This window comes from Actinotalea subterranea (assembly GCF_008364845.1).
GTDB lineage: Bacteria > Actinomycetota > Actinomycetes > Actinomycetales > Cellulomonadaceae > Actinotalea > Actinotalea subterranea.
Window position 1 is genome coordinate 431,306 of the sequence record NZ_VTTP01000002.1, and the last position, 25,739, is coordinate 457,044.

Consider the following 25,739-nt stretch of genomic DNA (forward strand, 5'->3'; position numbering starts at 1 on the left):
GTCCCAGGTTCTCGAAGGAGAGACACATGGCACGGACCCGACCACGCCTCGTCGCAGCGCTCGCCGCCACCGCGGTGGCCGCCGCAGGCGTCCTCCTCGCCGTCCCGGCGCTCGCCGTCGAGAAGGGCACGGTGCTCACCGCCCAGGCGACCTCGACCGCGGTGGGCACGATCGACTACACGGTCTACCTCCCACCCGGCTACGACGACGACGAGCGGGAGTACCCGACGCTCTACCTGCTGCACGGCCGCGGCGACACGCAGGCGGCGTGGCAGCGCGTCACGACCGACCTCGACGAGCTCATCGCTGGCGGCTCGGTGCAGCCGATGGTCGTCGTCATGCCGGACGCCCCGTGGAACGAGCGTGGCCACTGGTACACCGACTCGAAGTACCGCCCGGGCCGGTCGGGTGGCGAACCGGGTGTCGCCGTCGAGACGGCCTTCACGCGGGACCTCGTCGACCACGTCGACGCGACCTACCGCACCGCCGACGACCGCGCCGCGCGTGCCGTGGGCGGGTACTCGATGGGTGGCGCCGGAGCGCTGCGCTTCGTCCTGGCCCACCAGGACACGTTCTCCGCGGCGATCGTCCTCTCCGCCGCCGTCTACGTGCCGCAGCCGCCCCGCGACTCCTCGGTGCGCGACTACGGGGCGTACGGCGAGGGGCGCCGGCTGTTCTCGTCGCACCGCTACCGCGAGCTCGCGTACCCCGCGGCGATGGACGACCTCGACCCCGCGCTGCCCGTCCACCTCTTCATCGCCGTGGGTGACGACGAGTGGGCCAACCCGGACCCGCGCGACGCGGAGCACGACCTCGACCTGGAGTCCGCCCAGCTCTACAACGCGGCCAGGCGCGTCCCGGGCATCACGGCCGAGCTGCGGGTGCTCAACGGGGGTCACGACTGGGACGTGTGGCAGCCGGCATTCCGTGAAGGTCTCGTCGACGTGTCTGCGCGCCTGCGCACCGCCGAGCCCGAGCCGTGGGAGGCCTCGCTCACGGGGAGCGCTGCGGACGACCGCACGGGTGGCCTCGTCGTCGACGCCGACGCGCAGACCCTCGTCATGAACGCCGGGGCGTCGCTCGACGGGCGCCCGCACGCAGGCGGCCTCGACGTCACCGTCACACGCCGCGACGCTGCCGGCGAGGTCGCCTGGCAGCAGAGCGTCGCGACGTCCGCCAACGACCGCGCCTACGGCGCCGTGCCCGGCGCGCACGGGTCCGTCCTCGTCGCCGGCTACACCCGCGGGAACCTGGACGGCGCCCATCCCTCGGGCGCGACCGACGACGGGTTCGTGGCGGCGCTCGACGCCGACGGGCAGCGCACCTGGACCCTTCAGACGGGTGACGGCTCGGCGGCCGACCGCTTCTACGCGGTGGCCTCCGACGGCGCGGGCGGCGCGTACGTCGCCGGCTACACGGGCGGCAGCTTCGCCGGGACACCCGGCGCGGGGGACAAGGACGCCGTCGTCGCGCGCGTCTCGGCCACCGGCGAGCTCCTCTGGTCGCGCCAGCTCGGGGGAGCAGGCGAGGACAAGGGCCTCGCGGTCACTGCGACCGCCGACGGCGTGTGGGTCGCCGGCAGCACGAGCGGCGCGATGCCCGAGCAGGCGCACGCGGGTGGCCTCGACGGCTGGGCCGCGCTCCTGACGGACGCCGGGGAGCTCACCTGGCTCGACCAGGTCGGCACGTCGTCGACTGACCAGGTCACCGGGTTGGTCGCGCGTCCCGACGGCTCCGTGGTCGCCGTCGGTCACACCGCGGGCGACCTCGGGACGCCCTCACGCGGCGAGAACGACGTCCTGGCGCGGGCATACGGCGCCGGTGGCGACGTGCTGTGGACCCGCCAGGTGGGCACCGCGCAGGACGACCGCGGCGTCACGGGCGTGGCCGGGGAGGACGGGACGCTCTCGCTCGTCGCCACGACCTACGGCGCGCTGGGCGTGCAGGCCGGCGGCCTGGACGTCGCGATCGTGCCGCTGGGCGCGGACGGAACCCCGGGTGCGGCCCGTCAGGTCGGCTCCACCGAGCGCGACGGCGCGGACGAGTGGGACGAGGCCAACCTGATGGCGGTCCGGGGCGCCGACGGCTCGGTGTGGCTCACCGGGGTGACGTTCGGTGCGCCGGCGGGTGCGACGAACGCGGGCGCGGGCGACGTCTTCACGATGCGCGTGGGCTGACCCGGCACGCGTCACGTGGCGTCCGGGCGAGACGCCGCGACGGCCCGGTCACCTGAGGGTGGCCGGCCGTCGCGGCCTCGGCCCAGGACGGGCGCCCGCTAGCATGCGAGGTCGTCGCTGGCTCCGCGACGCTCCGAGGAGGTCGTGGCGGTGACAGGTCCCACGTCGGCGATGTCGGCCGAGCTCTACCAGACCATCGGTTCGCAGGTCGCGTCCGTCGCCCCGAGTGGGTGGACGGAGATCGTCGTCAACTACGCCCAGGTCGGGTGGATACTGCACGTGTCGGCGGTGTCCGGCCTAGCCAGCGGTGAGCGGGCGCCCGTGCAGGAGGTGCCGATGGGGGCGCTCATGGCGCTCGCCGACCTGCGCGATGCCTCGTACCAGCCGGGTGCCGGTACGTGGTTCGAGGCGAGGGTCGTCGTCCGCGCAGACCACACGATCACCGCTGAGTTCAACTACGACCGGCGTCCCCAGGCGGAGTTCGACACGAGCGCCTACGCGGCCGACCTCGAGAAGTTCCCACGCTCGCCCGCGGCGACCCCGGCCTGGTTGGCGGACGCGCTGGCGGCGCCTCCGACGTGGTACGGCATGCGGTGGCAGATCGACCTCACGCCCGGCGGGGCACCGCGACCGGAACCGATCGACGGGACGACGACCGACGAGGCCCGCGCGTGGTCTCGCGAGATCCTCCAGCGACTCATGTCGGCGGGACTGCACGTCACACCGGAGACGGACGAGGGCGAGGACGGTGCCGGGAACGTCACTGTCTACGACCAGCTCACGCTCGACATCGGTACCGGCTACATGGCGCTGAGCTTCTTCCGCGACCTGATCTTCTGGACCACCGAGGTCTTCGCTCACGACTGCGACGCGGCGACCTTCGAGTCCGTCGCACGGACCGTGCTCGCTGCCGTCGCAGGGGTCAGCGGGTACGTCCCGGAGCCCGACCACCTGTCGACCGACGAGAAGCGCCTCCTCGGGCTCGAGTAGCCGTCTCGACGACTTGCACGCCGACCGACGCCGGACGCACGACGCCCCGGCCACCACGAGGGTGGCCGGGGCGTCGTCCCAGCTGGCGCGGCTGCGGTCCTGACCCGCGAGCCGCTAGCAGTCAGCAGTCGTAGTACATCTCGAACTCGTGCGGGTGCGGACGCAGGCGGATCGGGTCGATCTCGTTGGCGCGCTTGTACTCGACCCACGTCTCGATGAGGTCGGGCGTGAACACGCCGCCCTCGGTGAGGTAGTCGTGGTCGGCCTCGAGCGCGTCGAGGACCTCACCGAGCGAGCCGGGGACCTGCTGGATCGAGGCGTGCTCCTCGGGGGGCAGCTCGTACAGGTCCTTGTCGACCGGCTCCGGCGGCTCGATCTTGTTCTTGATGCCGTCGAGGCCCGCCATGAGCATGGCCGCGAACGCGAGGTAAGGGTTCGACGACGGGTCCGGCACCCGGAACTCGATGCGCTTGGCCTTCGGGTTGGAGCCCGTGACGGGGACCCGGATGCAGGCGGAGCGGTTGCGCGCCGAGTAGACGAGGTTGACCGGCGCCTCGAAGCCCGGGACCAGGCGGTGGTAGCTGTTCACCGTCGGGTTCGTGAAGGCGAGCAGCGAGGGCGCGTGCTTGAGCAGGCCACCGATGTACCAGCGAGCCATGTCGGACAGACCGCCGTAGCCCTTCTCGTCGTAGAAGAGCGGCGAGCCGTCCTTCCACAGCGACTGGTGCACGTGCATGCCCGAGCCGTTGTCACCGAAGAGGGGCTTCGGCATGAACGTCGCGGTGCGGCCCGCGGCGTGCACCACGTTCTTCACGACGTACTTGAAGAGCATCACCTTGTCGGCGGACTTGGCGAGCGTGTCGAAGCGGTAGTTGATCTCCGCCTGGCCCGCGGTGCCGACCTCGTGGTGCGAGCGCTCGACCTGGAGGCCGAGCTTGTCGAGCTCGAGGCAGATCTGGTCGCGCAGGTCGGCGAAGTGGTCGACCGGCGGCACGGGGAAGTACCCGCCCTTGTACGGCGTCTTGTGACCCAGGTTGCCGCCGTCCTCCTTGCGCCCGGTGTTCCACGCCGCCTCGATGGAGTCGATGTGGTAGTAGCTCTCGGACTGGCTCGTGTGGAACCGGATGTCGTCGAAGATGTAGAACTCGGCCTCGGGGGCGAAGAACGCGGTGTCCGCGATGCCCGTCGACTTGAGGTACGCCTCGGCCTTCGCGGCGATCTGGCGCGGGTCGCGGCTGTACGGCTCGTCCGTGTAGGGGTCGACGATCGACATGTTGACGTTGAGCGTCTTCTCCGTGCGGAACGGGTCGACGTACGCGGTCGAGATGTCGGCGAGGAGCTTCATGTCCGACTCGTGGATGGCCTGGAAGCCGCGGATCGAGGACCCGTCGAACATCTGGCCCTCGGTGAAGAACGTCGCGTCCACCGTGGAGGCGGGGACGTTGAAGTGCTGCATCACGCCAGGCAGGTCGCAGAACCGGACGTCGACGAACTTGACGCCCTCTTCCTTGATGAAGGCCATGACGTCATCGGCGGAACTGAACATCCAGTGCTCTCCTTGATCTCGCGATGCGCGGGTGCGGCGTCGGCTCCGACCGTAAGGGGTCGGGGTTTCTCGACCGTGTACCTCGTGTTTCCGCCGCGTTACCGGGCGCCCCACGCGGCGGCCTGAGCCGCCGTCGATAGGCTGGTCCGATGGCATCACGGCGACAGGACCTGGGGTCCTGGCTGGAGGGTACTCCCGACGGTCAGGGGCACGACGGCGTGTCCCGGCTGGGCCTTCCTGCCGCCGGTCGGGGCTCGCTGGGCTCCGCGCCGCGACGCGTCGGCGCCCTCGGGATCGACTGGCTGCTGAGCATGGCGGTGAGCGCGGCGTTCGCACCCGTGCCCGGTGGCGCCGGCGGGATCTTCGCCGGCGCGCCTGAGGTGACGCTGGCGGTGTTCGCCGGGTCCACGGCCGTGCTCGTCGGCCTGCTCGGCCACACGATCGGGCACCGGCTCCTGGGTCTGCAGGTCGTGCGTCTGCGTGATCTCGGCGCGAAGTCCGGTGACGCTCACGCAGCGGCTGGCAACGAGCCGGTCACGGCGACCGTCCGCCCGCCCGGCCTCTTCGCCGGCGTCGTGCGTACGGTCCTGCTCTGTCTTGTGATCCCCGCCGCGATCTGGGACCGGGACCGCAGGGGCATGCACGACGCCGCTGCCGGGACCGCCATCGTCCGGCGCTGAGCCGGTCGCGGCAGGTCAGCGGCCGCGCATGCCCTTGCGGTCGGGACGCACGCGGTACGGGTCGATGCCCTTGGGGACGGGCAGCCGGGCGCCACCCAGAGCACGCAGCCGCTTGGTGATCTCCGCGACCTCCTGCTTGGTGAGGGTCGGCTTGAGCTTCTGCACGGTGCGCGCGAGCTTCGGCAGCGGCACCTGTCCCTCGCCGGTCCCCGCCTGGATGAGGGTCACGGGCACGTTCGGCAGGATGCGCGTGATCTTGCGGCGTTCCGCGTCGAGCAGCTTGGCCGAGCGACTGCCCGGGCCCTCGGCGACGAGCACGATGCCCGCGCGACCGATGCCGCGGAACACCAGGTCCTGCGAGCGCGGGTCGACGGCGACGGGCTCCTCGGGGAAGTCCCAGCCGCGGCGGATCGTGCGCAGCGCCGACAGGGACGCGCCGGGCTGTCCCTCGATCTGGCGGTACGCGGCCTTCTCCGTGCGTCGCGCGAGGATGAACAGCGCCGCCATCGCCGCGAAGGGGATGCCGACGACGAGCAGGTACACGACTTGGTTGACGAGGACGCCGATGAGCAGGGCGAGCGCGAGGGTCCCGACGAACGCCGCGAGGATCCACCAGGTGACGGCGGGTTCGACGCGCCGGGTCATCTGGTACGCCTGCCAGACCTGGTGGTACCACCGGGTCTTCTTCACCTTGGCGGCCTTGGGCGCCGAGCCCTCGGAGGCAGGGGTCGGTGCGGAGGAGCGCTGTCGGGCCATGGGCCAGAAGTCTAGTGGTGCCGGGGTGCCGGTCCGACCCGCAGGTCCCGGGACCCGCAGGGGGCCGGTGCGCCGACGCGTCGACGGCCCGGGGGAGCGGCTCGCCTCAGCGGGCGAGCAGGCTCGAGGCCTCCTGGCGCGCGGTGCGCGCCTCGGCGAGGTGCGCGAGCTGGGCGGGGATCTCCTGGCCGCGGCGGCTCATGGCCTGCCCCCACAGGCGGCCGGCGCGGTACGACGAGCGCACCAGCGGCCCGGACATGACGCCGAGGAAGCCGATGCGCTCGGCCTCCTCGGAGAGGGCGACGAACTCCTCGGGCTTGACCCAGCGGTCGACGGGGTGGTGGCGCACCGAGGGGCGCAGGTACTGGGTGATGGTCAGCAGGTCGCAGCCGGCGTCGTGCAGGTCGACGAGGGCCGCGGCGGCCTCCTCGTACGTCTCGCCCATGCCGAGGATGAGGTTGGACTTCGTGACCAGGCCCGCCTCACGCGCGGCGGTCAGGACGGAGAGCGACCTGTCGTAACGGAAGCCCGGCCGGATCTGCTTGAAGATCCGTGGCACGGTCTCGAGGTTGTGCGCCAGGACCTCGGGGCGGGACGAGAAGACCTCGGCGAGCAGCTCGGGGATCGCGTTGAAGTCCGGGATGAGGAGCTCGACACCGGTGCCGGGGTTCATCGCGTGGATCTGGCGGACCGTCTCGGCGTAGAGCCAGGCGCCGCCGTCGGGCAGGTCGTCGCGCGCGACCCCGGTCACGGTCGAGTAGCGCAGGCCCATGGCCTGGACGGACTCCGCGACCCGTCGGGGCTCGTCGGCGTCGAACGCCGCGGGCTTGCCCGTGTCGATCTGGCAGAAGTCGCAGCGGCGCGTGCACTGGTCGCCGCCGATGAGGAACGTGGCCTCGCGGTCCTCCCAGCACTCGAAGATGTTGGGGCAGCCCGCCTCCTCGCACACCGTGTGCAGGCCCTCGCGCTTCACGAGGCCCTTGAGCTCGGTGTACTCGGGGCCCATCGTGGCGCGGGTCTTGATCCACTCGGGCTTCTTCTCGATGGGCGTCTCGGCGTTGCGGGCCTCGACGCGCAGCATCCGGCGTCCCTCGGGAGCGATCGTCACCGGACCACCCTACGTCAGTCGTCCGACGACCTCGCCCTGGTGGCTCGCGGCCAGGAGCGGTGCGAGCGCGGACCCGAGGTGCCCGGTCAGGAGCGGCTCGACCTCGGCGATCGTGACGTCCCGGGCGAGCTCTGCGGAGAGCGACGTGACGTCGGCGTCCGCGATGCCGCAGGGGACGATGCGCCCGAACGCCCCGAGGTCCGGCGTGCAGTTGAGCGCGAGGCCGTGCATCGTGACACCGCGCGCGACCCGGACGCCGATGGCGGCGACCTTGCGCTCGCGACGAGGGGCGCGGGCCGGGGCCGACGTCCGGGGACCGCCCGCGTCGGGGGCCGTCGCGTCGTCCGCGGGCAGCCAGACGCCGGAGCGGCCCTCGACGCGGGTCGTGGTCAGGCCCACGGCGGCGCAGGTGTCCATGACCGCCTGTTCGAGCGTGCGGACGTACGCGACGACGTCGACGGGCTCGGCGAGCCGGACGATGGGGTAGGCGACGAGCTGGCCGGGGCCGTGCCAGGTGATCTTGCCGCCCCGGTCCACGTCGACGACGGGCGTCCCGTCGAGGGGGCGGTCCCACGTCGCGGTGCGACGTCCGGCCGTGTAGACGTCCTCGTGCTCGACGAGGACGAGCGTGTCCGGCCTGGTGCCCTCCGCGACGTCGGCGTGGATCTCGCGCTGGAGGGCCCACGCCTGCGTGTACTCGACGAGGTGTTCTCCCAGGCCGAGGCGCACGACGTCCATGCCCGGCAGGCTACCTCGGCGCGTCGAGGTCGCCCTCGTCCGGGTCGGTCGCGCGCGGGCGCTCGTGCATCATGACCGCGAGGATCTCGCGTAGCTGGACCACCTGCTCGTCCGTCAGGCCACGGATGCTCATCTGCTCGGCGACGCGTGGATCACCCGCCTCGGCGAGCGCCTCGCGTCCGGCGTCGGTGACGACGACCGCGTGCCGACGGCGGTCGGTCTCGTGGGTGTGCCGCTCGATGTAGCCCGTGCGCTCGAGGCGCGCGAGGATCCGGCTCATGGTCTGCTCCGTCACGCCCGAGGCGATCGCGAGCTGACGCTGCGAGCGTGGGCCGCCCATGAGGAGGTAGAGGACGGGCAGCGACGCGTGGTTGAGGTCCCAGTGGGCGAGGTGCGCGTTCCAGTCCCGCTCGATGCGTCGCGCGACCGCGGAGACGAGCCGGCCCGTGGGCCACTGACCGGTGGGACGCGGCTGCCCGGGCTGCGGGACCGACGGGTCAGGGCGGGCGGGCGCCTGCGGGGCGTCCCGGCCGCCGGCCGACGCGGACGCGGACCCGGGCGCCGGGGGGACGGCCGTCCGATCCGTCGTACGGGCTGACACGGGGCGACCTTTCGCTCGAGGAGTTGTGCGAACAGGCTAGTTGGGCTCATGATACTCAGCATGCTGAGTAAATCGAGATCCGGCCGTGGTGCGCTGCGCGGACTCGCCATCGTGGCACTCCTGCTCGTGTGGCTCACGCTCGCGGGCCTCGGCGGATCGTCCATCGGACGGCTCTCCGAGGTGCAGGAGAACGACACCGCCTCGTTCCTGCCCCAGGGCGCGGAGTCGACCCGCGCGGGTGAGCTCGCACGCGAGTTCAGCGACGACGAGGTCCTGCCCGCCCTGCTCGTCGTCGAGGCCGACGGCGAGCTCGCGCCCGATCAGGTCGGACGGGTGCAGGCGTTCGCCGAGCGCATCGGTCAGATCGAGATCGGCGAGGGCACGACCATCGGGGACCTGCTGCTCGGCCCACCCGTCGCCATCCCGTCGCAGGACGGCCAGGCGATGCTCGTCACGCTGTCGCTCGACGCCGTCCAGGCGAACGAGCAGCTCGGCGAGGAGCGCGTGCTCAACCTCGTCGTCACCGAGCTCCGGACCGCCGCTGCCGACGAGCTCGCCGGCGACGGCCTCTCGGTGTGGGTCACCGGCCCCGCCGGAGCGATCGCCGACCTCGTCGAGGCGTTCGGCGGCATCGACAGCCTGCTGCTGCTCGTCGCGCTCGCCGTCGTCTTCGTGATCCTCGTCCTCGTCTACCGCTCGCCGAGCCTGCCGTTCACCGTCCTGTTCACGTCGCTGTTCGCGCTCGCGGCGGCGGCCCTCGCGGTCTACGAGCTCGCGAAGGCGGGCGCGCTCGTCCTCAACGGGCAGAGCCAGGGCATCCTGTTCATCCTCGTGGTGGGCGCCGCGACCGACTACTCGCTGCTCATCGTCGCCAGGTACCGCGAAGAGCTGAGGCGTGCGGAGTCCCCGTACACCGCCATGGGCCGTGCGCTGCGTGCCTCGGTCGAGCCCGTCGCGGCGAGCGCCGGCACGGTGATCGCGGGCCTCCTGTGCCTCCTGCTCTCCGACCTCAGCTCGAACTCGAGCCTCGGACCCGTCGCCGCCATCGGGATCGCCGCCGCCTTCCTCGCATCCATGACGCTGCTGCCGGCGCTCCTGCTCATCGGCGGACGCTTCGCCCGGTACGTCTTCTGGCCGCGCGTCCCGCGCCCCGTGGACGCCGGGCTCGACACGGCCGGTGGCACCGGTGACGAGACCCTCGAGCACCTCGAGGCGCGGTCCGGTCTCTGGGGGCGCGTGTCCCGGCTGATCGGACGCCACCCACGGCGGGTCTGGCTCGTCACCGCCGGCGTGCTGCTCCTCGCGACCGTCTGGGTACCCACCCTCCAGGCCGACGGGACGAGCGAGACCGACATCTTCCTGACCGAGGTCGAGTCCGTCGCGGGCGAGGAGGTGCTCGCCCAGCACTTCGACGCCGGCCAGGTCCAGCCGATCACGGTCGTCGCGGACGAGGCCGACCTGGACACCGTGGTCGACGCCGCCGCCGGGGTCGACGGCGTCCTGTCCGCCCAGGCCACGACCGAGGCGTCCGCCGCGGGCGGGCCACCCGTCCCGGACGCCCCGCCCCTGGTCGTCGACGGCCGCGTCCTCGTCGAGGTCGTGACCGAGGCGAGCTCGGACAGCCAGGAGGCGACGGTCGTCGTCGAGGACCTGCGGGAGGCCGTGCACGCCGCGGCAGACGGCGCCCTCGTCGGAGGTCCCGCGGCCGAGCGGCTCGACACGCAGATCACGAGCGCCCGAGACCTGCGGGTCATCGTCCCGACGGTGCTCGCCGTGATCCTGATCGTGCTCGTCTTCCTCCTGCGGTCGATCGTGGCGCCCGTCCTCATCGTGATGGCGAACCTGCTCTCGTTCGGCGCGACGCTGGGCATCGGCGCGCTCGTGTTCAACCACGTGCTCGGCTTCCCCGGGGCCGACGCGTCCGTGCCGCTCTACGCGTTCGTGTTCCTCGTCGCGCTCGGCATCGACTACTCGATCTTCCTCATGACACGGGTCCGGGAGGAGTCGTTGCGCCACGGGACGCGTGAGGGGGTGCGCCGAGGCCTGTCCGTGACCGGCGGCGTCATCACGAGCGCCGGCGTGGTCCTCGCCGCGACGTTCGGCGCGCTCGCCGTCCTGCCGCTGCTGTTCCTGGTCCAGCTCGCGTTCCTCGTGGCGCTCGGCGTGCTCATCGACACCCTCGTGGTCCGGACGCTGCTCGTGCCTGGGCTCGTCCACGAGCTGGGTCGGGCATCCTGGTGGCCATGGGCATCGAAGATCGAGGACTGACCCTCCGCGCCGGCGTCGTCGGGTACGGCGACGCCGGGCGCGGGATCCACGCGCGGCTGCTCCGGGAGGTCGGGGCGACCGTGACCGACGTGGTCACGCGCGACCCCGCACGGCGAACGCTCGCCGAGACGGACTGGCCGGGCATCCGGGTCCACGACGACCTCGCCGGGATGCTCGACCACGGTGGGTTCGACGTCGTGGTCGTCGCGTCCCCGACCGGCCGGCACCTCGAGAACGTCCTGACGGCCGTGCCTGCCGGCATCCCCCTCGTCGTGGACAAGCCGCTCGCGCTCGACGAGCCCGGCGCCCGCGCCGCCGTCCTCGCGGCCCAGGAGCACGGGACCCCGCTCACCGTGTTCCAGAACCGTCGCTGGGACACGGAGCAGCTCACGCTCGCGGCCCTGCTCGCGACGGGTGCGCTGGGTGACGTGCACCGCTTCGAGCGACGGTGGGAGCGGTGGCGGCCCGTGCCGAAGGCCCGGTGGCGCGAGAACGCCGTGGGCGACGGCGGCGGGCTGCTCCTCGACCTCGGCTCGCACCTCGTGGACTCCGCCGTCCAGCTCTTCGGCCCCGTCGACAGCGTGCACGCCGAGCTCCGGGCGCTGACCACCCCCACCGAGGACGACGTGTTCCTCGCGCTGCGCCACGCGGGCGGCACCATCAGCCACCTGTGGGCCGGCGGCCTCGTCGGCGCGCCCGGTCCACGCACACGCGTCCTCGGGTCGCGCGGTGCGTTCCTCGTGACCGAGTTCGAGGGGGAGCCCACGCCGTTCGCACCGCTCGCCCCCGGCACCGGGACGGCAGGGTGGCTCGTGCACGGCGACGAGCGTGAGGCGGTGCCGAGCGCAGCCGGCGGGCACGCGGACTTCTACCGCGCGGTCGCCGCATGGGTCACCGGTGGCCCCGTGCCCGTCGACCCGTGGGACGCGGTCCGTACGGCGGCCGTGCTGGACGCGGCGAGGCGCAGCGCGGCGAGCGGGAGCAGCGAGCCCGTCGGCTGACACCGCACCACCTGAGCGATGACCGAGCGCTGCCGGTGCGGCGCGAGGGGCGGCGCGTGCCTGCGCGCGCACGCATCGCCTCCTGTGGACAAGTCCCGGCGCGACGCCCGGGCTGGTGACATGGAGCGGTGGACGAGACGACCGCCCCCGAAGGCCTCGCCGAAGCGCTCGCGGACTCGGGCGTGGTGCTCGCCGGGCCCGTCGGCGCCGGTGCGGGCGGCCCGAGGTGGACCGCGCGGGGCGTGGACGGCAGCCGCTGGACGGTCACCGTCGTCGTGCCCAGGTCGCCGGCGCACTCCGCTGACGTCTCCGCGCGGGCACGCCGGCTCGCGGACGTCGAGCACGCGCACCTGCCTGCGGCCGGTCCCGTGCTCGACCTGTCGGGCGGACGCGTCGTCATGCTCCACGCGCACGTGGACGGCGCGGACCTCCTGGCGCTGAGCGCGGCGCGCGGCCCGTGGCGGCCCGGCGAGGTGGTCACGGTGCTGGTGCCCCTGGCCGACGCCCTCGCGGCGCTCCACGGTGCGGGGCTGACGCACGGTGACGTGTCGCCCGCCAACGTCGTGGTGGCCCCGGACGGCCGTCCCTTCCTCGTCGACCTCCTCTGCGGTGTCGACCCGTACGAGGCGGGCACACCGGGGTTCGCTGCTCCCGAGCGACCACGCGGGGCGCTCCCCGCGGCAGACGTGCACGCGCTCGGCAGGCTCGGCCTGGTGCTCCTCGGCGAGGCCGGGCCCGGGGTCGCCCGCGACCTCGACGACGCCCAGCGGAGCGCGGTGCGGGAGGTGCTCGCCGGCGCGGTCGACCGTGACCCGAGCCGTCGTCCCGACGCGGCGTCCTTCGCGGCGCAGCTCTACGCGGCGTGCCCGCCGGTGCCCGTCGAGATGCCCGAGCCCGGTGCGCTCGCGCGGTGCGCCCTGCGCCGGCTCGCCGACGCGGGCGCCGCGGGCCGGACCGAGCCCCGTGCGTCGCGGACCGCCCGTGCGCGGGGCAGACGGGCGCGACGGCGCCGCGCCCGCCTGCTCACGGCCGCGGCAGCCGGTGCGGTGGGGCTCCTGGGTGTGAGCATCAGCGCGGTCGTCGCTGCCGGGCCCGCGTCGCAGGGCTCGTCGTCGCCCTCCGACGGCGCCGTGGGGCCCGCGCCAGGGGGCGCAGGGGCATCGGGCGGCGTGCTCGTCCTCGCGCCCCTCGACGTGGCTCCGCAGGCCGCCGCGGTCCGCCTCACCTACCGCCACGCGCAGGCTGTGGCGCGCGGCGACGCCGCCCTGCTGCGGGCGGTGACGGAGGCCGGCTCACCTGCGGCGCTGGCCGATGCCCGTCGGATGCCGGAGCTCGCCCGGACCGGGCCGGGCAGCGCGGCCACGGACGGCGGGTCGATGACCGTTCCCGCTCCCGGCGTCACGATCTCCGTCGGTCACGTCGCCCTGCTCCCCGGCCCGGCCCGGGCGCGGCACCGTGTCTCGTCGCCCGCCCTGCCGGGGACCTGCGCGCGCGTACAGCTGTCCGCGGCGCTCGGTCTCAACGTGGCCACCGGCGACGCGGACGTGGCCCCGCCCGCGCCCGATGCCGGTGGCGAGGCTGCTGCGGCGCCGGACGCCGCACCCGTCGTGCTCACGCTGTGCCCGACGCCGACGGGCTGGCGGGTCAGAGAGGTCGCGTCCGCCGGGACGTGACCCAGGCGGCGGCCGACTCCAGGTCCGGGTGCTGGAAGGTGAACCCGGACGAGGTGAGGACCGTCGGCAGCGCGCGCTGCGACGACAGCACGTCGTCGGCGAACTCGCCCAGGACGAGCCTGAGCGCGAACCGGGGCACGTGGACGACGGCGGGGCGGTGCAGCGCACGCGCCACGGCGCCGACCACCTCACCCTGCCGCGCAGGCGCCGGCGCCGTGAGGTTCACCGGCCCCTGGACCTCGGCCGACAGGAGGTGCTCGACGGCGCGCACGTGGTCGCTGAGCGTGATCCAGCTCCACGCGTTGCGCCCGTTGCCGAGGGGCCCGCCGATGCCGAGCCGGAGGAGCGGCAGAAGCCGGCCGAACGAACCTCCGGAGCGGGACATGACGATGCCGGTGCGCAGGTGGGCGACGCGGACACCCGCCTCGGTCGCGGCCTGCGTCGCGCCCTCCCAGACACGGACGACGTCGGCCAGGAAGCCGTCCCCGGGCTCCGACGTCTCGGTGAGGATCTCCTCGCCGCGGTCGCCGTAGTAGCCGATCGCCGACCCCTGGAGGAGGACGCGCGGCCCGTCCTCGACATCGGCGAGGGCGCGGGCCAGGAGCGCCGTCGGGCCGGTGCGTGACCGCAGGATCGTCTCCCGGTAGGCGGCGTCCCAGCGGCGGTCGCCGAGGCCCGCCCCGCCGAGGTTCACGACGGCGTCGACGCCGCGCAGGCTCGCGGGGTCCAGGACGCCCGCGGCCGGGTCCCAGCCGATCTCGCGGGACGAGGACGCGGTTCCGCGGACGAGCCGCCGCACCCGGTGCCCCTGGCGCGCCAGGTGCTCGACGAGCGCCTGCCCGAGGAGGCCGTGCGACCCTGCGACGACGACATGCATGGGGCTCACCGTAGGCCAGGGACGGGACGGGCGAGGCCCGGACCGCGGTGCGGTCCGGGCCTCGCCCCCGTGCGGTACCGGATCAGAGACCGACCTCGGCCTCGAAGTCCGCCTCCTCGATGCGCTTCTTCACCGCCATGAGGTAGCGCGACGCGTCGGCGCCGTCGACGAGGCGGTGGTCGTAGGACAGCGCGAGGTAGCACATGGAGCGGATCGCGATGTACTCGCCGCCGTCCTCGTCCGTGGCGACGACGGGGCGCTTGACGATGGCCCCCGTGCCGAGGATCGCCGATGTCCCACCGGGCACGATGGGCGTGTCGAAGAGCGCACCGCCGGAGCCCGTGTTGGTCACGGTGAACGTGCCGCCGCTGAGCTCGTCGGGTGTGACCTTGTTGTCCCGCGTGCGGGCGGCGAGGTCCGCGATCTTCTTGGCGATCCCGGCGAGGTTCAGGTCTCCGGCGCCGCGGATGACCGGGACCACGAGCCCGCGGTCCGTGTCGACGGCGATGCCGACGTTCTCCTCGCCGTGGTAGGTGATCTGGTTGCCTTCGAGGATCCCGTTGACCTTCGGATGCGCCTTGAGCGCCTCGGTGGCCGCGAGGACGAAGAACGGCAGGAACGTGAGGTTGACGCCCTCGCGCGCCTTGAAGTCGTTCTTCGCCCGGGCCCGGAGGCGGGCGACCTTCGTGACGTCGACCTCGACGACCGTGGTGAGCTGCGCCATCGACTGGAGCGACTCGACCATGCGGGAGGCGATGACCTGCCGCAGGCGGCTGGCCTTCTCGGTGGTGCCACGCAGCGGGGAGACGCTCGCGGCAGCGGGCGCCGCCGGGGTCGAACGCGGGGCGGCGGGTGCGGGGGCAGCCGGGGCCGCCTGCGTGGCGCGGTCGCGCTCGGCCTGCTCGCGGGCCGCCCGCTCCTGCTCCGCCTTGGCCGCGGCCTCGAGGACGTCCTCCTTGCGGATGCGACCGCCCACACCGGTGCCGGTCAGCGCCGAGAGGTCGACGCCCTTCTCGCCCGCGAGCTTGCGGACGAGCGGCGTGAGGTAGCCGCTGCCACCTGCGGCGGGGCCGGCGGCAGGCGCGGGGCTCGCCGCGGGCGTCGGCGCGGGCTGTGCCGGAGCGGACGCCGTCGAGGCGGGCTCCGGCTGCTGCGGCGCGGCGCTCTGCTGCTGGGCCGGTGCGGGTGCCTCCTGGGCCGGCGCTGCCGCCTCCTGGGCGGGGGCGGGCGGCGCCTGCTGCTCGGCGGCCGCCGGTGCGGCCTGTGCGGAGGAGCCGGCGGCGCCGATGCGTGCGAGTGCGGTGCCGACCTCGACGGTCTCGTCCTCCTGGACGAGGATCTCGGTCAGCGTCCCCGCGAACGGGGAGGGGATCTCGGTGTCGACCTTGTCGGTGGACACCTCGAGGAGCGGCTCGTCGACCGCCACGTCGTCGCCCACCTGCTTGAGCCACCGGGTCACGGTGCCCTCGGTCACGCTCTCGCCGAGCGCCGGCATGGTCACGTCCTGCGTCGCACCACCGCCGGCCGCCGACCCGCCTCCCGACGGTGCGGGTGCCGGGGCTTCCGTCGCCTCGGGGGCTGCGGGCGCCTCGGTGACCTCCTCGGGCACCTGTGCGGCCTGCGGCTCGGCGGCGGGCGCGGCGCCGTCGGACGGCTGCTCGGGCTCGGGGGCCTGCGTGGCCTCCTCGGCCGGCACGGCCTGGCCGGCACCGTCTGGCTGGGGGGCCTCGCCTGCGGCGCCGATGCGCGCCAGGGCGGTGCCGACCTCGACGGTCTCGTCCTCCTGGACGAGGATCTCGGTCAGCGTCCCCGCGAACGGGGAGGGGATCTCGGTGTCGACCTTGTCGGTGGACACCTCGAGGAGCGGCTCGTCGACCGCCACCTCGTCGCCCACCTGCTTGAGCCACCGGGTCACGGTGCCCTCGGTCACGCTCTCGCCGAGGGCGGGCATCAGCACGGAGTCAGACATGACCTCGCGTCTCCTTCGATGGGGGTCAGTTGTGGGCGTGCAGCGGCTTGCCGGCGAGGGCCATGAAGGCCTCTCCGAGAGCCTCGTTCTGGGTGGGGTGCGCGTGGACGAGCGAGGCGACGTCCTCCGGGTACGCCTCCCAGTTCACGATGAGCTGCCCCTCGGCGATGAGCTCGCCGACACGGGCACCGATCATGTGGACGCCCACGACGGGGCCGTCCTTCTGCCGGACGAGCTTGACGAACCCGGTGGTCGCCAGGATCTTGCTCTTGCCGTTGCCCGCGAGGTTGTACTCGAGGGTCTCGACGCCGTCCGCCCCGTGGATCTCCTTGGCCTTCGCCTCGGTGAGCCCGACGGACGCGACCTCGGGCTCCGAGTAGGTCACCCGGGGGATGCCCGACTCGATGATCGGCGCGGGCTCGAGCCCGGCGATCTGCTCGGCGACGAAGACGCCCTGGGCGAACCCGCGGTGGGCGAGCTGGAGGCCGGGGACGATGTCACCGACCGCGTAGATCGAGCCGACGCCGGTGCGCAGGCGCTCGTCGGTCAGCACGAACCCGCGCTCCATGCGCAGGCCCTGCTCCTCGTAGCCGAGGCCCTCCGTGCGGGGGCCGCGGCCGACGGCGACGAGCAGCAGGTCGGCGTCGAACGTCTTGCCGTTCTCCAGCGTGACGTGCACGCCGGCGTCGTCCTGCGTCGCGCCCTGGAAGCGGACACCCGTCGAGAACGCGATGCCGCGCTTGCGGTACGCGCGCTCGAACGCCTTGCTCAGGGCCTCGTCCTCGTTGGGGACGAGGTGGGGGAGCGCCTCGATGATCGTGACGTCCACGCCGAACGACTTCCACACGCTCGCGAACTCGGAGCCGATGACGCCGCCGCCGAGCACGATCGCGGACGAGGGCACGTGGTCCAGGGTCAGTGCCTGGTCCGACGTCATGATCCGGCCGCCGATCTCGAGGCCGGGCAGGGACCGCGCGTAGGAGCCGGTCGCCAGGACGACGTTGCGGCCGGTGTACCGCTGGCCGTCGACCTCGACGGTGTCGGCGGACACGAGGCGGCCGTAGCCCTCGACGTACGTGATGCCGTGGGCCTTGATGAGGCCCTGCAGGCCCTTGTAGAGGCCCGAGATCACGCCGTCCTTGTAGGAGTGGACGCCCGCCATGTCGATGCCCTCGAGCGAGGCCTTGACGCCGAACCGCTCGCTCTCGCGCGCCGAGTCGGCGAGCTCGGCGGCGTGCAGCAGCGCCTTGGTGGGGATGCACCCGTAGTGCAGGCACGTCCCGCCGACCTTGTCGGCCTCGATGAGCGCGACGCTCAGCCCCAGCTCGGTGGCGCGCAGGGCGGTGGCGTAGCCGCCGCTCCCTCCGCCCAGGACCACGATGTCGAAGACGGTGGGGCTGTCAGCCACGATCAGACTCTCCTCGGACGCAGACGGCGGGTCTCGATGTCCCGGCCATCTTGTCACCACCTGCGCGCAAGGGTGAACCGGAGGAACCGGGGTCGCGAACCGGTGCGGGACGCATGCACGACATAGTCATCCTATGTCTTGCGGTCACCTTACTCTTTCTCCATGGCACTGTTCAGGCGGAGACGGGTGGCCGACGGCGCGCCCGTCCCGACGAGCCGCGAGGCCGCCGCAGCGACCATGGCGCACCTGACCGACTTCGCGCGGACCCGGGTCGGCGTCGAGGCCTACGTCGAGCCGGTGACCAACGTGACGCAGACGACGATGGTCCTCATCGCGACCACGGGGGAGTGGACCCGCCGGCGGGTGCCCGACGCGCGCGCGGCCCGCCGCATCGCGCAGGAGCTCGCGATCCCGGTCTACGACGTGCAGCTCACGGGCTACCCGCAGCGCATGCGGGACTGGAACAGCCGGCAGCGGCGCGGCCGCGCCTGAGACGTCGGGCGAGGCCGCGACCGAGAGGTCGCCGCGGCCACGCCCGAGAGGTCGGGCGTGGCCGCGCCGGACGCGTCAGCGCGTCGCGTACGACTCGAGGAGCTGAAGGAGCGTCCGGACGCCGACGCCGGTGCCACCCACCGGCGTGTAGTCGTGCGCGCCGCCCTCGTTGAACGACGGCCCGGCGATGTCGAGGTGCGCCCACGGCGTGCTGCCGACGAACTCCTGGAGGAAGAGGCCCGCGACGAGCATGCCGCCGAACCGGTCGCCGATGTTCGCCAGGTCCGCGACCTGCGACTTGAGGCTCGCGCGCAGCTCGGTCGGCAGGGGCATGGGCCAGAACTGCTCGCCCGAGCGGCCCGCCGCCTCCACGACCGCACCGCGCACGTCCTCGGAGCCCATCACGGCCGACACGCGCGACCCGAGCGCGACCATCTGGGCGCCCGTGAGCGTCGCGATGTCCACCACGGCGTCGGGCTTCTCCTCGCACGCGGCGACGAGCCCGTCGGCGAGTACGAGGCGGCCCTCCGCGTCGGTGTTGAGCACCTCGACGGTCGTCCCGCCGCGCTGCGTGATCACGTCCGACGGGCGCTGCGCCGTGCCCGACGGCATGTTCTCGGCGAGGCACAGCCAGCCGGTGACCTTGACCGGCAGCTCGAGCGCGGCGGCGGCGACGACGGTGTGCAGCACGGCCGCGGCACCCGCCATGTCCGACTTCATCGTCTCCATGCCCTTCGCGGGCTTGATCGACAGACCGCCCGAGTCGAACGTGATGCCCTTGCCGACGAGCGCGACGGACTGCACGGGGCGCGACGGCGCCCAGGTCAGCTTCACGAGGCGGGGCGGCCGGGACGACCCCTGCCCGACGGCGACCAGGCCGCCGTAGCCGCCGGCGGCCAGCGCCTTCTCGTCGAGCACGTTGACCTTGACCTTGGTGCCCTTGACCGCAGCTCGCGCGGCGTCGGCGAACGCCGCGGGGAACAGGTCGAGCGGCGAGGCGTTGACCAGGTCGCGCACGCGGTGGACGGCGTCGGCGAGAACCGTCGCGCGGGCGACCGCGCGCTTGGCGGCGTTGTCGCGCGCACGGGCCGTGACGAGCTCGATCGTCTCGGCCGGGCGGTCGGTCTCGGGCGTCTCGCGGTAGCGCGTGTACTCGTAGGCGCCGAGGAGGGCGCCCTCCGCGACGGCGGCGACCTGCTCGGCGTCCTTTGCGGGCAGCGCCAGGCCGATCGACCGCACGCCCGTCAGCTGGCGTGTCGCGGAGCCCGCGGCGCGGCGGAGCGTCTCGTGGTCCAGGGCACCCGACTGCTCGCCGACGCCCACGAGGGCGATCACGGGGGCGGCCACGTGGCCCGCCGAGGGCACGCGGTGCACGGTGCCGGTCTCGCCCGTGATGCCCAGGCCCCGCGCACCGCGCGCCAGGAGGGAGCGGAGCTCGCTGGGCAGTGCGTCGTCGTCGAGCAGCCGGGGGCCGCCCGTCCCGGGGGCGACAGCGACGACGAGCACGTCGACGGCGATGCGGGCAGGGTCCTTGAGCGTCAGGGTCAGCGTGGCCATCCGTCGATGCTATCGGCGCCCGCTGGTGCTCCTGTCCGTGCGGTCCCGTCGTCGGCCGTATCCTCGACGCCGTGTGGACGCCCCTCGCTGCCGTGGTCGCGCTGCTCGGCGTCGGCCTCGCGGGATGGGCCGGGTGGCGTGCGGCCACGGACCGGCCCGTCATCCTCAAGCAGCTCCTCGCGGGTGGCGTGGTCGAGGCCGTCCTCCTCGTCGAGCTCGTGGTCGCGGCCGTCTCGAGCCTGCGGGGCGACGGCCCGGCGGACGCCGCGACGTTCTGGGGGTACGCCGCCACGACCCTGTTCGTCCTGCCCGTCGCCGCCGCGTGGGCGTTCGCCGAACGCTCCCGGTGGAGCTCGGTGGTGCTGGTCGTCGCCGCGCTGACCGTGTCGTTCCTCCAGCTCCGCATGGTCCAGGTCTGGACGGGCGTGTGAGCGGGCCCCCGGCCGGTGCCGCGACGACCGCGACGGGACCCGGTCGGGTCCTGGTGGCCGTGTACGGCGTCCTCGCGGTGGCCGCGACGTTCCGGTCGGCCGTGCAGATCCTGCGTGACCTCGACGACGCCCCGCTGGCCTACCTGCTCTCGGGTGTCGCGGCGCTCGTCTACCTCGTGGCGACGGTGGCGCTCGCGCGCGGCACGGGCACCTGGCGTCCCGTGGCGTGGGTCGCGGTGTCGCTCGAGGCGGTGGGTGTCCTCGCCGTCGGCACGCTGTCGGTCGCCGCGCCCGCGTTGTTCGCCGACGCGACCGTGTGGTCGGGCTACGGCTCGGGGTACGGCTACGTCCCGCTCGTCCTGCCCTTCCTCGGGCTCGCGTGGCTGCGCCGGACGGGGCGTGGACGGACCCCCACGGGCCCGACGCCGCAGCGATAGGTTGGCGGGCGTGTACCGGCTGCTCTTCAACCAGGTCTTCCGCCGCCTCGACCCGGAGCTGGCCCACGCGATCGCGTTCCGCGGGATCCGCATCGCCGCGGCGACGCCGGCGCTGGGCGCTGCGATCCGTCGGGTGCTCGCACCCCGGGGGCGCCCACCGGTGCGCGTCCTCGGCCTGACGTTCCCCGCGCCGTTCGGCCTCGCGGCGGGGTTCGACAAGCACGCGGTGGGCATCCGGGGGCTGACGATGCTCGGGTTCGGCTTCGTCGAGATCGGCACGATCACGGCGCGCCCCCAGCCGGGCAACGAGCGGCCGAGGCTGTGGCGTGTCCTGGACCTGCGCGCGGTGCGCAACAGGATGGGCTTCAACAACGAGGGCGCGGAGGCGGTCGCGGCGCGTCTGCGGCGCGTCCGGGCGACGGCGTGGGGCAGGTCGGCCGTCGTCGGCGTGAACATCGGCAAGACGAAGACGACGCCGGCGGACGAGGCGGCGCAGGACTACGCGTTCAGCGCCCGGCACCTCGCCCCGTACGCCGACTACCTCGTCGTCAACGTGTCGTCCCCGAACACCCCGGGGCTCCGTTCCCTGCAGGACGTCGAGCTGCTGCGGCCGATCCTCGTCGCCGTCCGTGAGGCCGCCGACGCCGTGACGGTCGACGCCGGCCGGGGGGGACCGGGTCACCCGGGCGGGCCCGTCGTCTCCCGCGCCCGCGTCCCGCTGCTGGTCAAGATCGCACCGGACCTGGCGGACGACGACGTCGACGCGGTCGCGGACCTGGTGACCGAGCTCGGCCTCGAGGGCGTGGTCGCGGTGAACACGACGATCGCGCACGACTTCGGCGAGGGCGGGCTGTCCGGCCCGCCGCTGCTGGGCCGGGGTCTCGAGGTGGTCCGGCGCCTGCGCGCACGGCTCCCGCAGGACGCCGTGATCATGGGCGTCGGGGGCATCACCACCGTCGCGGACGCGCTCGCCTACCGCGACGCCGGCGCCGACCTGGTCCAGGGCTACACGGGCTTCATCTACGAGGGACCGTTCTGGGCGTCGCGTCTCAACCGCGCCCTGGCCGGCAGCGTGTGGCAGCGCGAGGTCGTCGCATGAGCCGCGTGCAGTGGGCATGGCAGTTCACGGACGCCGAGGACGAGGTGCTCGACCGGCCTCTGAGCCCTGCGTTCACCAACCGGTTCGACGCCGAGTCCTGGATCGGCGAGCAGTGGCGACATCTCGCGGAGCAGGGCGTCGCCGCAGCCCAGCTCACGCAGCAGGGCACGCCCGTCGGCCCGCCCCTGCCGCTGCGCGCGGCCTGACGCGCTCAGACGACCGCGCCCGCGCCGACGAACGGTGGTGCCGGGACGGTGAGCTCCGTGGGGTCGTCCGCTGCCGCCGGCATGCCGGCGTCGGCCGTCGGCCCGCTCTCGCCGTGACGCGTCCCGCGCGCTCCACCCGCCGCGGGGGCGTCGTCGGGCGCGACCGCTGCCCACGCCGTCGCGAGCCGGCTCACGCCCTGCTCGAGGTCCTCGACCGGGAGGCAGAACGGCAGGCGCAGGCGCGACTCGAACGAGCCGTCGACGCCGAAGATCGGGCCGGGGACGGTGCGGACCCCGTACCTGGGTGCGACCGCGGCGAGCGCTGACGAGACGGGCGCGCCGAGGTCGACCCACAGGCAGAGGCCGCCGGCGGGCACCGTCACGCGCCACGGGACCTCGCGCGTGAGCGCCGCGACGAGCGCGTCGCGGCGCTCACGGAGCTCGGCCCGCCTGGTCGCCAGCACCTGGTCCTCGACCTCGAGCAGCTCGACGAGCACGAGTTGGTCGAGCAGCGCCGTGCTGATGTCGTGGTGGGCGCGCTCGGCCGCGAGCCGCGCGACCAGGTCACGGTGGCCGCGGATCCAGCCGACGCGCAGCCCGCCCCAGAAGGTCTTCGACGCCGATCCGACGGTGACCAGCGTCGCGCGGGTGACGGGGCCGGTGAAGCTGCTCGGTGCCGGGCCGTCGAGGGTCAGATCGGTCAGCGTCTCGTCGCCGACCACGAGCGTCCGGTGCTTCTCGGCCAGCCGTCGCACGCGCTCCCGGGCGTCCTCGTCGAGGCTCGTCCCCGTCGGGTTGTGGTGGTCCGGGGTCAGGTGCACGAGGCGTGGCGCGGTCTGCCGCACGGCGGACTCGAGCAGGTCGACGTCGACTCCGTGGGCTCCCACGGGCACCGGGACGGGACGCGCGCTCACGGCGCGGACGGCGCCGATGGTGTTGGGGTAGGTGGGGTGCTCGAGCACGATCCGGTCGCCCGGGCCGGCGAGCGTGCCTGTCAGGAGGCTGAGCGCAGGCTGGGCGCCGCTCGTGACGAGGATCTCGTCGGGCCGTGTCGGGGTCCCTCGGCGCGTGTAGCGCTCGGCGAGGGCGGCGCGCAGCGCCGGCAGGCCCAGGTAGGTGTACCCCGTCCCGGACAGGTGCCGGGGGAGGGCCTCGAGCGCGCGCACCGAGGCGTGGTGCAGCTCGGTCGGGGCCGACGGCGCGGCCATGGTCAGGTCGACGAGGCGGCCCGGGCCGCCCGCGTCGTCGTCTGACTCGTCCGCGACGAGGGCGCCGACCTGGTGCCGGCGCCCGCCCGGGAGGGTGGTGACGCTCCCGGAGCCGCGGCGGGTGACGAGGAAGCCGAGCTCACGCAGCCGCTGGTAGGCGGCCGACGTGGTGGTGCGGGAGACGCCGAGGGCGGCGGCGAGGTCGCGCTCGCTCGGCATACGGCTCCACAGGGGCAGGGTCCCGTCCAGCACGCACCTGCGCAGACCGTCGGCGAGGGCGACGTAGCCGGGGCCGGGGAGAGACCAACGGCCGAGGATCCGGGCGACGGTGGCCGCGCCGACGTGGCGTTCGGCGGGGGAGGCGCTGGGCATCGGGCCACTCTCCCGGGATTGGCTATGGATCGCAAGGCCACTTCCGGCCAGGGTGCGTGTCATGGATCTCTTGGTGGTTCTCGCCCTGGTCGGCCTCGTCCACCTCGTGCGGTGCACGGTGCGCACCGTCCGGGCCGACGGGCTGGGTGAGCGCCCCGCAGTGCGCGCCGGTCGAGGAGCCCTGGCACCTGTCGAGGGTGCGGACTGGGCGCTCGGCACCGTCCTGGAGCCCGTACGGTGAGCCGGATGGGCCGGATGGGCGAGGTGACCGAGGGCGCCGGACGCCGCGCGCCCGCTCGGCCGCTGCGGCGGGGCGTGCAGCTCATGGCCGGGCTCGTGCTCTACGCGGCGTCCATCGCGGCGCTCGTCCACGCGGGACTCGGGAACATGCCGTGGGACGTGCTCAGCCAGGGCCTGTCCCACCGGCTGGGCTGGTCGTTCGGCACCGTGACGATCGTGCTGAGCGTCCTCGTGCTCGGGTGCTGGATCCCGCTACGACAGCGCCCCGGCGTCGGCACCGTGCTGAACGTCCTGGTGATCGGGCTCCTCGTCGACCCGTTCCTCGCGCTGCTCGGCAGGCTCGGGACGCCGCCGCTCGGCGTGGCCGTCGCGCTCACCGCCGCCGGCATCGTCCTCAACGGTCTCGCGACCGCCCTCTACATCGGCACGCGGCTCGGCCCGGGCCCGCGTGACGGCCTGATGACAGGGCTCGTGTCCCGCACCGGGTGGTCGGTGCGGCTCGTGCGGTCCGGGATCGAGGTCGTGGTCGTGGCCGTCGGCTGGGTCCTCGGCGGGACCGTGGGCCTCGGGACGCTCGCGTACGCCGTCGGGATCGGCCCGCTCGTGCACGTCCTGCTGCCGCGCTTCACCGTCCCGCTCGAGCGCACGACGACCGGCGCGGGCGCCGGCACGGACGGGCCCGGCGGCGATCGCACCGGTGAGCACGTCGCGGAGCGCCGGGCGGTCGAGGCAGGCTGAGCCTGCGCTGAGACGACGCCGGCCGGGTCCCCGTGCAGGGACCCGGCCGGCGCGGACGTCAGGCGCGCCCGTCGGTCAGACGGCGCGCTTCTGGGGTGCCGTCTGAGCCGTGCGTGCGGGGTCGCGCTCGACGACGCCGCCGAGGACCTCGTCGATCCGCGCCATGAGCTCGGCCGGGATCTCGACGCCGGACGCCTTGACGTTCTCGGCGACCTGCTCGGGGCGAGAGGCGCCGATGATCGCCGCGGCGACGTTGTCGTTCTGGAGCACCCAGGCGACGGCGAGCTGCGCCATCGAGAGCCCCAGCTCCTCGGCGACCGGGGCGAGGCCCTGGACGGCCGTGAGCACGTCATCGTTCATGAAGCGCCCGATCATCTGGGCGCCGCCCTTCTCGTCCGTCGCGCGCGAGCCGGCCGGGGGCTGCTCGCCGGGCCGGTACTTGCCGGTCAGGACGCCCTGGGCGACGGGGGACCAGACGATCTGCGACAGGCCCAGCTCGGCCGACGTCGGGACGACCTCGCCCTCGATGACCCGCCACAGCATCGAGTACTGGGGCTGGTTCGAGATGAGCTGGAAGCCGAGCTCCTTGGACAGTGCGTGCCCCGCCCGGATCTGGTCCGCGGTCCACTCGGAGACGCCGATGTACAGCGCCTTGCCCTGCCGCACGACGTCGGCGAACGCCTGCATCGTCTCCTCGAGAGGCGTCTCGGTGTCGAACCGGTGGGCCTGGTAGAGGTCGACGTAGTCGGTCTTCAGGCGCCCGAGCGAGGCGTTGATCGACTCCATGATGTGCTTGCGCGACAGGCCGGTGTCGTTCGGGCCCTTGGGGCCGGTGGGCCAGTACACCTTGGTGAAGATCTCGAGGGACTCGCGTCGTCGGCCCACCAGGGCCTCGCCGAGGACGGACTCGGCGACGGTGTTCGCGTACACGTCGGCCGTGTCGAAGGTGGTGATGCCCTGGTCGAGCGCGGCGTGGACGCACGCCGTGGCGGCGTCGTTCTCGACCTGGGAGCCGTGGGTGAGCCAGTTGCCGTAGGCGATCTCGGAGATCTTCAGACCGCTGTTGCCGAGGTATCGGTGCTTCATGAGTCGAGCCTATCCCCGCCGGACGAATCGGTTCGACCCAGGGGTGGGCGCGCTTCGGCCACCGCCGCAGCGCCCGCGGAG

24 protein-coding genes are annotated in these 25,739 nt (G+C 73.7%); 13 read left to right on the forward strand and 11 right to left on the reverse strand.

Annotated elements, in window-relative coordinates; translation table 11 throughout:
* The first annotated feature begins 26 nt into the window (after positions 1-26).
* Together FZ988_RS04960 and FZ988_RS04965 are read left to right on the forward strand one after the other, a co-directional pair.
* A complete protein-coding gene (locus FZ988_RS04960; protein WP_149202884.1) occupies positions 27-2,177 on the forward strand; it encodes an alpha/beta hydrolase-fold protein in 2,151 nt (716 codons plus the stop codon).
* A gap of 150 nt (positions 2,178-2,327) precedes the next feature.
* The gene (locus FZ988_RS04965; protein ID WP_149202885.1) at positions 2,328-3,167 is read left to right on the forward strand and encodes a hypothetical protein; all 840 of its coding nucleotides are present in this window, start codon (positions 2,328-2,330) and stop codon (positions 3,165-3,167) included.
* Positions 3,168-3,288: 121 nt separating this feature from the next.
* Here the strand turns inward: FZ988_RS04965 and glnA are convergent, their stop codons facing one another.
* Positions 3,289-4,713 carry a type I glutamate--ammonia ligase gene (gene glnA, locus FZ988_RS04970; protein ID WP_149202886.1) on the reverse strand — a complete coding sequence of 475 codons (1,425 nt, stop codon included), beginning with the start codon at positions 4,711-4,713 and terminating at the stop codon, positions 3,289-3,291.
* A 149-nt stretch (positions 4,714-4,862) separates the two neighbouring features.
* Here glnA and FZ988_RS04975 point away from each other — a divergent pair, with 149 nt between their 5' ends.
* On the forward strand, positions 4,863-5,393 hold the full coding sequence (locus FZ988_RS04975; RefSeq protein WP_149202887.1) for an RDD family protein: 531 nt from the start codon (positions 4,863-4,865) through the stop codon (positions 5,391-5,393).
* Positions 5,394-5,408: 15 nt separating this feature from the next.
* Here FZ988_RS04975 and FZ988_RS04980 read toward each other — a convergent pair whose 3' ends face one another.
* From FZ988_RS04980 to FZ988_RS04995, 4 genes are all read right to left on the reverse strand, one after another.
* Positions 5,409-6,149, reverse strand: coding sequence for a DUF4191 domain-containing protein (locus FZ988_RS04980; RefSeq protein WP_149202888.1), 741 nt, complete (start codon positions 6,147-6,149; stop codon positions 5,409-5,411).
* Positions 6,150-6,255: 106 nt separating this feature from the next.
* A complete protein-coding gene (lipA, locus tag FZ988_RS04985; protein WP_149202889.1) occupies positions 6,256-7,257 on the reverse strand; it encodes a lipoyl synthase in 1,002 nt (333 codons plus the stop codon).
* Positions 7,258-7,266: 9 nt separating this feature from the next.
* Positions 7,267-7,995 carry a lipoyl(octanoyl) transferase LipB gene (gene lipB / locus FZ988_RS04990; RefSeq protein ID WP_149202890.1) on the reverse strand — a complete coding sequence of 243 codons (729 nt, stop codon included), beginning with the start codon at positions 7,993-7,995 and terminating at the stop codon, positions 7,267-7,269.
* A 10-nt stretch (positions 7,996-8,005) separates the two neighbouring features.
* Positions 8,006-8,596 (reverse strand): MarR family winged helix-turn-helix transcriptional regulator, encoded by a 591-nt coding sequence (locus tag FZ988_RS04995; protein ID WP_223145031.1) that lies wholly within the window; start codon positions 8,594-8,596, stop codon positions 8,006-8,008.
* Positions 8,597-8,644: 48 nt separating this feature from the next.
* Between FZ988_RS04995 and FZ988_RS05000 the strand changes: the two genes are divergently transcribed.
* From FZ988_RS05000 to FZ988_RS05010, 3 genes are all read left to right on the forward strand, one after another.
* Entirely contained in the window at positions 8,645-10,864 is a 2,220-nt protein-coding gene (locus FZ988_RS05000; RefSeq protein ID WP_149202891.1) for an MMPL family transporter, read from the forward strand.
* Positions 10,840-11,865 (forward strand): Gfo/Idh/MocA family protein, encoded by a 1,026-nt coding sequence (locus tag FZ988_RS05005; RefSeq protein WP_149202892.1) that lies wholly within the window; start codon positions 10,840-10,842, stop codon positions 11,863-11,865. The genes FZ988_RS05000 and FZ988_RS05005 overlap by 25 nt, the downstream gene beginning before the upstream one ends.
* 128 nt (positions 11,866-11,993) lie before the next feature.
* Positions 11,994-13,538, forward strand: coding sequence for a protein kinase family protein (locus FZ988_RS05010; protein WP_149202893.1), 1,545 nt, complete (start codon positions 11,994-11,996; stop codon positions 13,536-13,538).
* On the opposite strand, the gene FZ988_RS05015 is transcribed toward FZ988_RS05010, so the two are convergent.
* The 3 genes from FZ988_RS05015 to lpdA form a co-directional block, all read right to left on the reverse strand.
* Positions 13,510-14,415, reverse strand: coding sequence for a TIGR01777 family oxidoreductase (locus tag FZ988_RS05015; RefSeq protein WP_149202894.1), 906 nt, complete (start codon positions 14,413-14,415; stop codon positions 13,510-13,512). The two genes, FZ988_RS05010 and FZ988_RS05015, sit on opposite strands and share 29 nt — an antisense overlap.
* Positions 14,416-14,497: 82 nt before the next feature.
* On the reverse strand, positions 14,498-16,384 hold the full coding sequence (gene sucB / locus FZ988_RS05020) for a 2-oxoglutarate dehydrogenase, E2 component, dihydrolipoamide succinyltransferase (protein WP_149202895.1): 1,887 nt from the start codon (positions 16,382-16,384) through the stop codon (positions 14,498-14,500).
* 25 nt (positions 16,385-16,409) lie between these two features.
* Positions 16,410-17,792: a dihydrolipoyl dehydrogenase gene (gene lpdA / locus FZ988_RS05025; protein WP_149202896.1), complete on the reverse strand. Its 1,383-nt coding sequence runs from the start codon at positions 17,790-17,792 to the stop codon at positions 16,410-16,412.
* A 162-nt stretch (positions 17,793-17,954) separates the two neighbouring features.
* On the opposite strand from lpdA, the gene FZ988_RS05030 reads away from it, so the two are divergent.
* The gene (locus FZ988_RS05030) at positions 17,955-18,284 is read left to right on the forward strand and encodes an oxidoreductase (RefSeq protein WP_149202897.1); all 330 of its coding nucleotides are present in this window, start codon (positions 17,955-17,957) and stop codon (positions 18,282-18,284) included.
* Positions 18,285-18,359: 75 nt separating this feature from the next.
* Here FZ988_RS05030 and FZ988_RS05035 read toward each other — a convergent pair whose 3' ends face one another.
* A complete protein-coding gene (locus FZ988_RS05035) occupies positions 18,360-19,841 on the reverse strand; it encodes a leucyl aminopeptidase (protein WP_149202898.1) in 1,482 nt (493 codons plus the stop codon).
* Between the two features lie 71 nt (positions 19,842-19,912).
* Here FZ988_RS05035 and FZ988_RS05040 point away from each other — a divergent pair, with 71 nt between their 5' ends.
* The 4 genes from FZ988_RS05040 to FZ988_RS05055 are packed head-to-tail and all read left to right on the forward strand — an operon-like array spanning position 19,913 to position 22,014.
* On the forward strand, positions 19,913-20,272 hold the full coding sequence (locus tag FZ988_RS05040) for a hypothetical protein (protein ID WP_149202899.1): 360 nt from the start codon (positions 19,913-19,915) through the stop codon (positions 20,270-20,272).
* Positions 20,269-20,709 carry a hypothetical protein gene (locus FZ988_RS05045; protein ID WP_149202900.1) on the forward strand — a complete coding sequence of 147 codons (441 nt, stop codon included), beginning with the start codon at positions 20,269-20,271 and terminating at the stop codon, positions 20,707-20,709. The genes FZ988_RS05040 and FZ988_RS05045 overlap by 4 nt, the downstream gene beginning before the upstream one ends.
* A 10-nt stretch (positions 20,710-20,719) precedes the next feature.
* Complete coding sequence (locus FZ988_RS05050; protein WP_149202901.1) at positions 20,720-21,808, forward strand: quinone-dependent dihydroorotate dehydrogenase; 1,089 nt, start codon at positions 20,720-20,722, stop codon at positions 21,806-21,808.
* Positions 21,805-22,014 (forward strand): hypothetical protein, encoded by a 210-nt coding sequence (locus FZ988_RS05055; RefSeq protein WP_149202902.1) that lies wholly within the window; start codon positions 21,805-21,807, stop codon positions 22,012-22,014. Before FZ988_RS05050 ends, FZ988_RS05055 begins: the two co-directional genes overlap by 4 nt.
* A 5-nt stretch (positions 22,015-22,019) precedes the next feature.
* Here the strand turns inward: FZ988_RS05055 and yczR are convergent, their stop codons facing one another.
* A complete protein-coding gene (gene yczR, locus FZ988_RS05060) occupies positions 22,020-23,594 on the reverse strand; it encodes a MocR-like transcription factor YczR (protein WP_149202903.1) in 1,575 nt (524 codons plus the stop codon).
* Positions 23,595-23,655: 61 nt separating this feature from the next.
* On the opposite strand from yczR, the gene FZ988_RS05065 reads away from it, so the two are divergent.
* Both FZ988_RS05065 and yczE read left to right on the forward strand, forming a co-directional pair.
* Complete coding sequence (locus tag FZ988_RS05065; protein ID WP_149202904.1) at positions 23,656-23,835, forward strand: hypothetical protein; 180 nt, start codon at positions 23,656-23,658, stop codon at positions 23,833-23,835.
* Between the two features lie 5 nt (positions 23,836-23,840).
* On the forward strand, positions 23,841-24,572 hold the full coding sequence (gene yczE, locus FZ988_RS05070; RefSeq protein ID WP_188078974.1) for a membrane protein YczE: 732 nt from the start codon (positions 23,841-23,843) through the stop codon (positions 24,570-24,572).
* Between the two features lie 75 nt (positions 24,573-24,647).
* Here yczE and FZ988_RS05075 read toward each other — a convergent pair whose 3' ends face one another.
* Positions 24,648-25,658: an aldo/keto reductase family protein gene (locus tag FZ988_RS05075; RefSeq protein ID WP_149202905.1), complete on the reverse strand. Its 1,011-nt coding sequence runs from the start codon at positions 25,656-25,658 to the stop codon at positions 24,648-24,650.
* Between the last annotated feature and the right edge of the window lie 81 nt (positions 25,659-25,739).

Excerpts from the sequence above, each read along its gene's own strand:
- FZ988_RS04960 (WP_149202884.1), top strand. The coding sequence starts at position 27 with ATGGCACGGACCCGACCACGCCTCGTCGCAGCGCTCGCCGCCACCGCG.
- glnA (WP_149202886.1), bottom strand. The coding sequence starts at position 4,713 with ATGTTCAGTTCCGCCGATGACGTCATGGCCTTCATCAAGGAAGAGGGC.
- FZ988_RS04975 (WP_149202887.1), top strand. The coding sequence starts at position 4,863 with ATGGCATCACGGCGACAGGACCTGGGGTCCTGGCTGGAGGGTACTCCC.
- FZ988_RS04980 (WP_149202888.1), bottom strand. The coding sequence starts at position 6,149 with ATGGCCCGACAGCGCTCCTCCGCACCGACCCCTGCCTCCGAGGGCTCG.
- lipB (WP_149202890.1), bottom strand. The coding sequence starts at position 7,995 with ATGGACGTCGTGCGCCTCGGCCTGGGAGAACACCTCGTCGAGTACACG.
- FZ988_RS05000 (WP_149202891.1), top strand. The coding sequence starts at position 8,645 with ATGATACTCAGCATGCTGAGTAAATCGAGATCCGGCCGTGGTGCGCTG.
- FZ988_RS05005 (WP_149202892.1), top strand. The coding sequence starts at position 10,840 with ATGGGCATCGAAGATCGAGGACTGACCCTCCGCGCCGGCGTCGTCGGG.
- FZ988_RS05015 (WP_149202894.1), bottom strand. The coding sequence starts at position 14,415 with ATGCATGTCGTCGTCGCAGGGTCGCACGGCCTCCTCGGGCAGGCGCTC.
- sucB (WP_149202895.1), bottom strand. The coding sequence starts at position 16,384 with ATGTCTGACTCCGTGCTGATGCCCGCCCTCGGCGAGAGCGTGACCGAG.
- FZ988_RS05030 (WP_149202897.1), top strand. The coding sequence starts at position 17,955 with ATGGCACTGTTCAGGCGGAGACGGGTGGCCGACGGCGCGCCCGTCCCG.
- FZ988_RS05035 (WP_149202898.1), bottom strand. The coding sequence starts at position 19,841 with ATGGCCACGCTGACCCTGACGCTCAAGGACCCTGCCCGCATCGCCGTC.
- FZ988_RS05055 (WP_149202902.1), top strand. The coding sequence starts at position 21,805 with ATGAGCCGCGTGCAGTGGGCATGGCAGTTCACGGACGCCGAGGACGAG.
- yczR (WP_149202903.1), bottom strand. The coding sequence starts at position 23,594 with ATGCCCAGCGCCTCCCCCGCCGAACGCCACGTCGGCGCGGCCACCGTC.
- FZ988_RS05065 (WP_149202904.1), top strand. The coding sequence starts at position 23,656 with ATGGATCTCTTGGTGGTTCTCGCCCTGGTCGGCCTCGTCCACCTCGTG.
- yczE (WP_188078974.1), top strand. The coding sequence starts at position 23,841 with ATGGGCCGGATGGGCGAGGTGACCGAGGGCGCCGGACGCCGCGCGCCC.
- FZ988_RS05075 (WP_149202905.1), bottom strand. The coding sequence starts at position 25,658 with ATGAAGCACCGATACCTCGGCAACAGCGGTCTGAAGATCTCCGAGATC.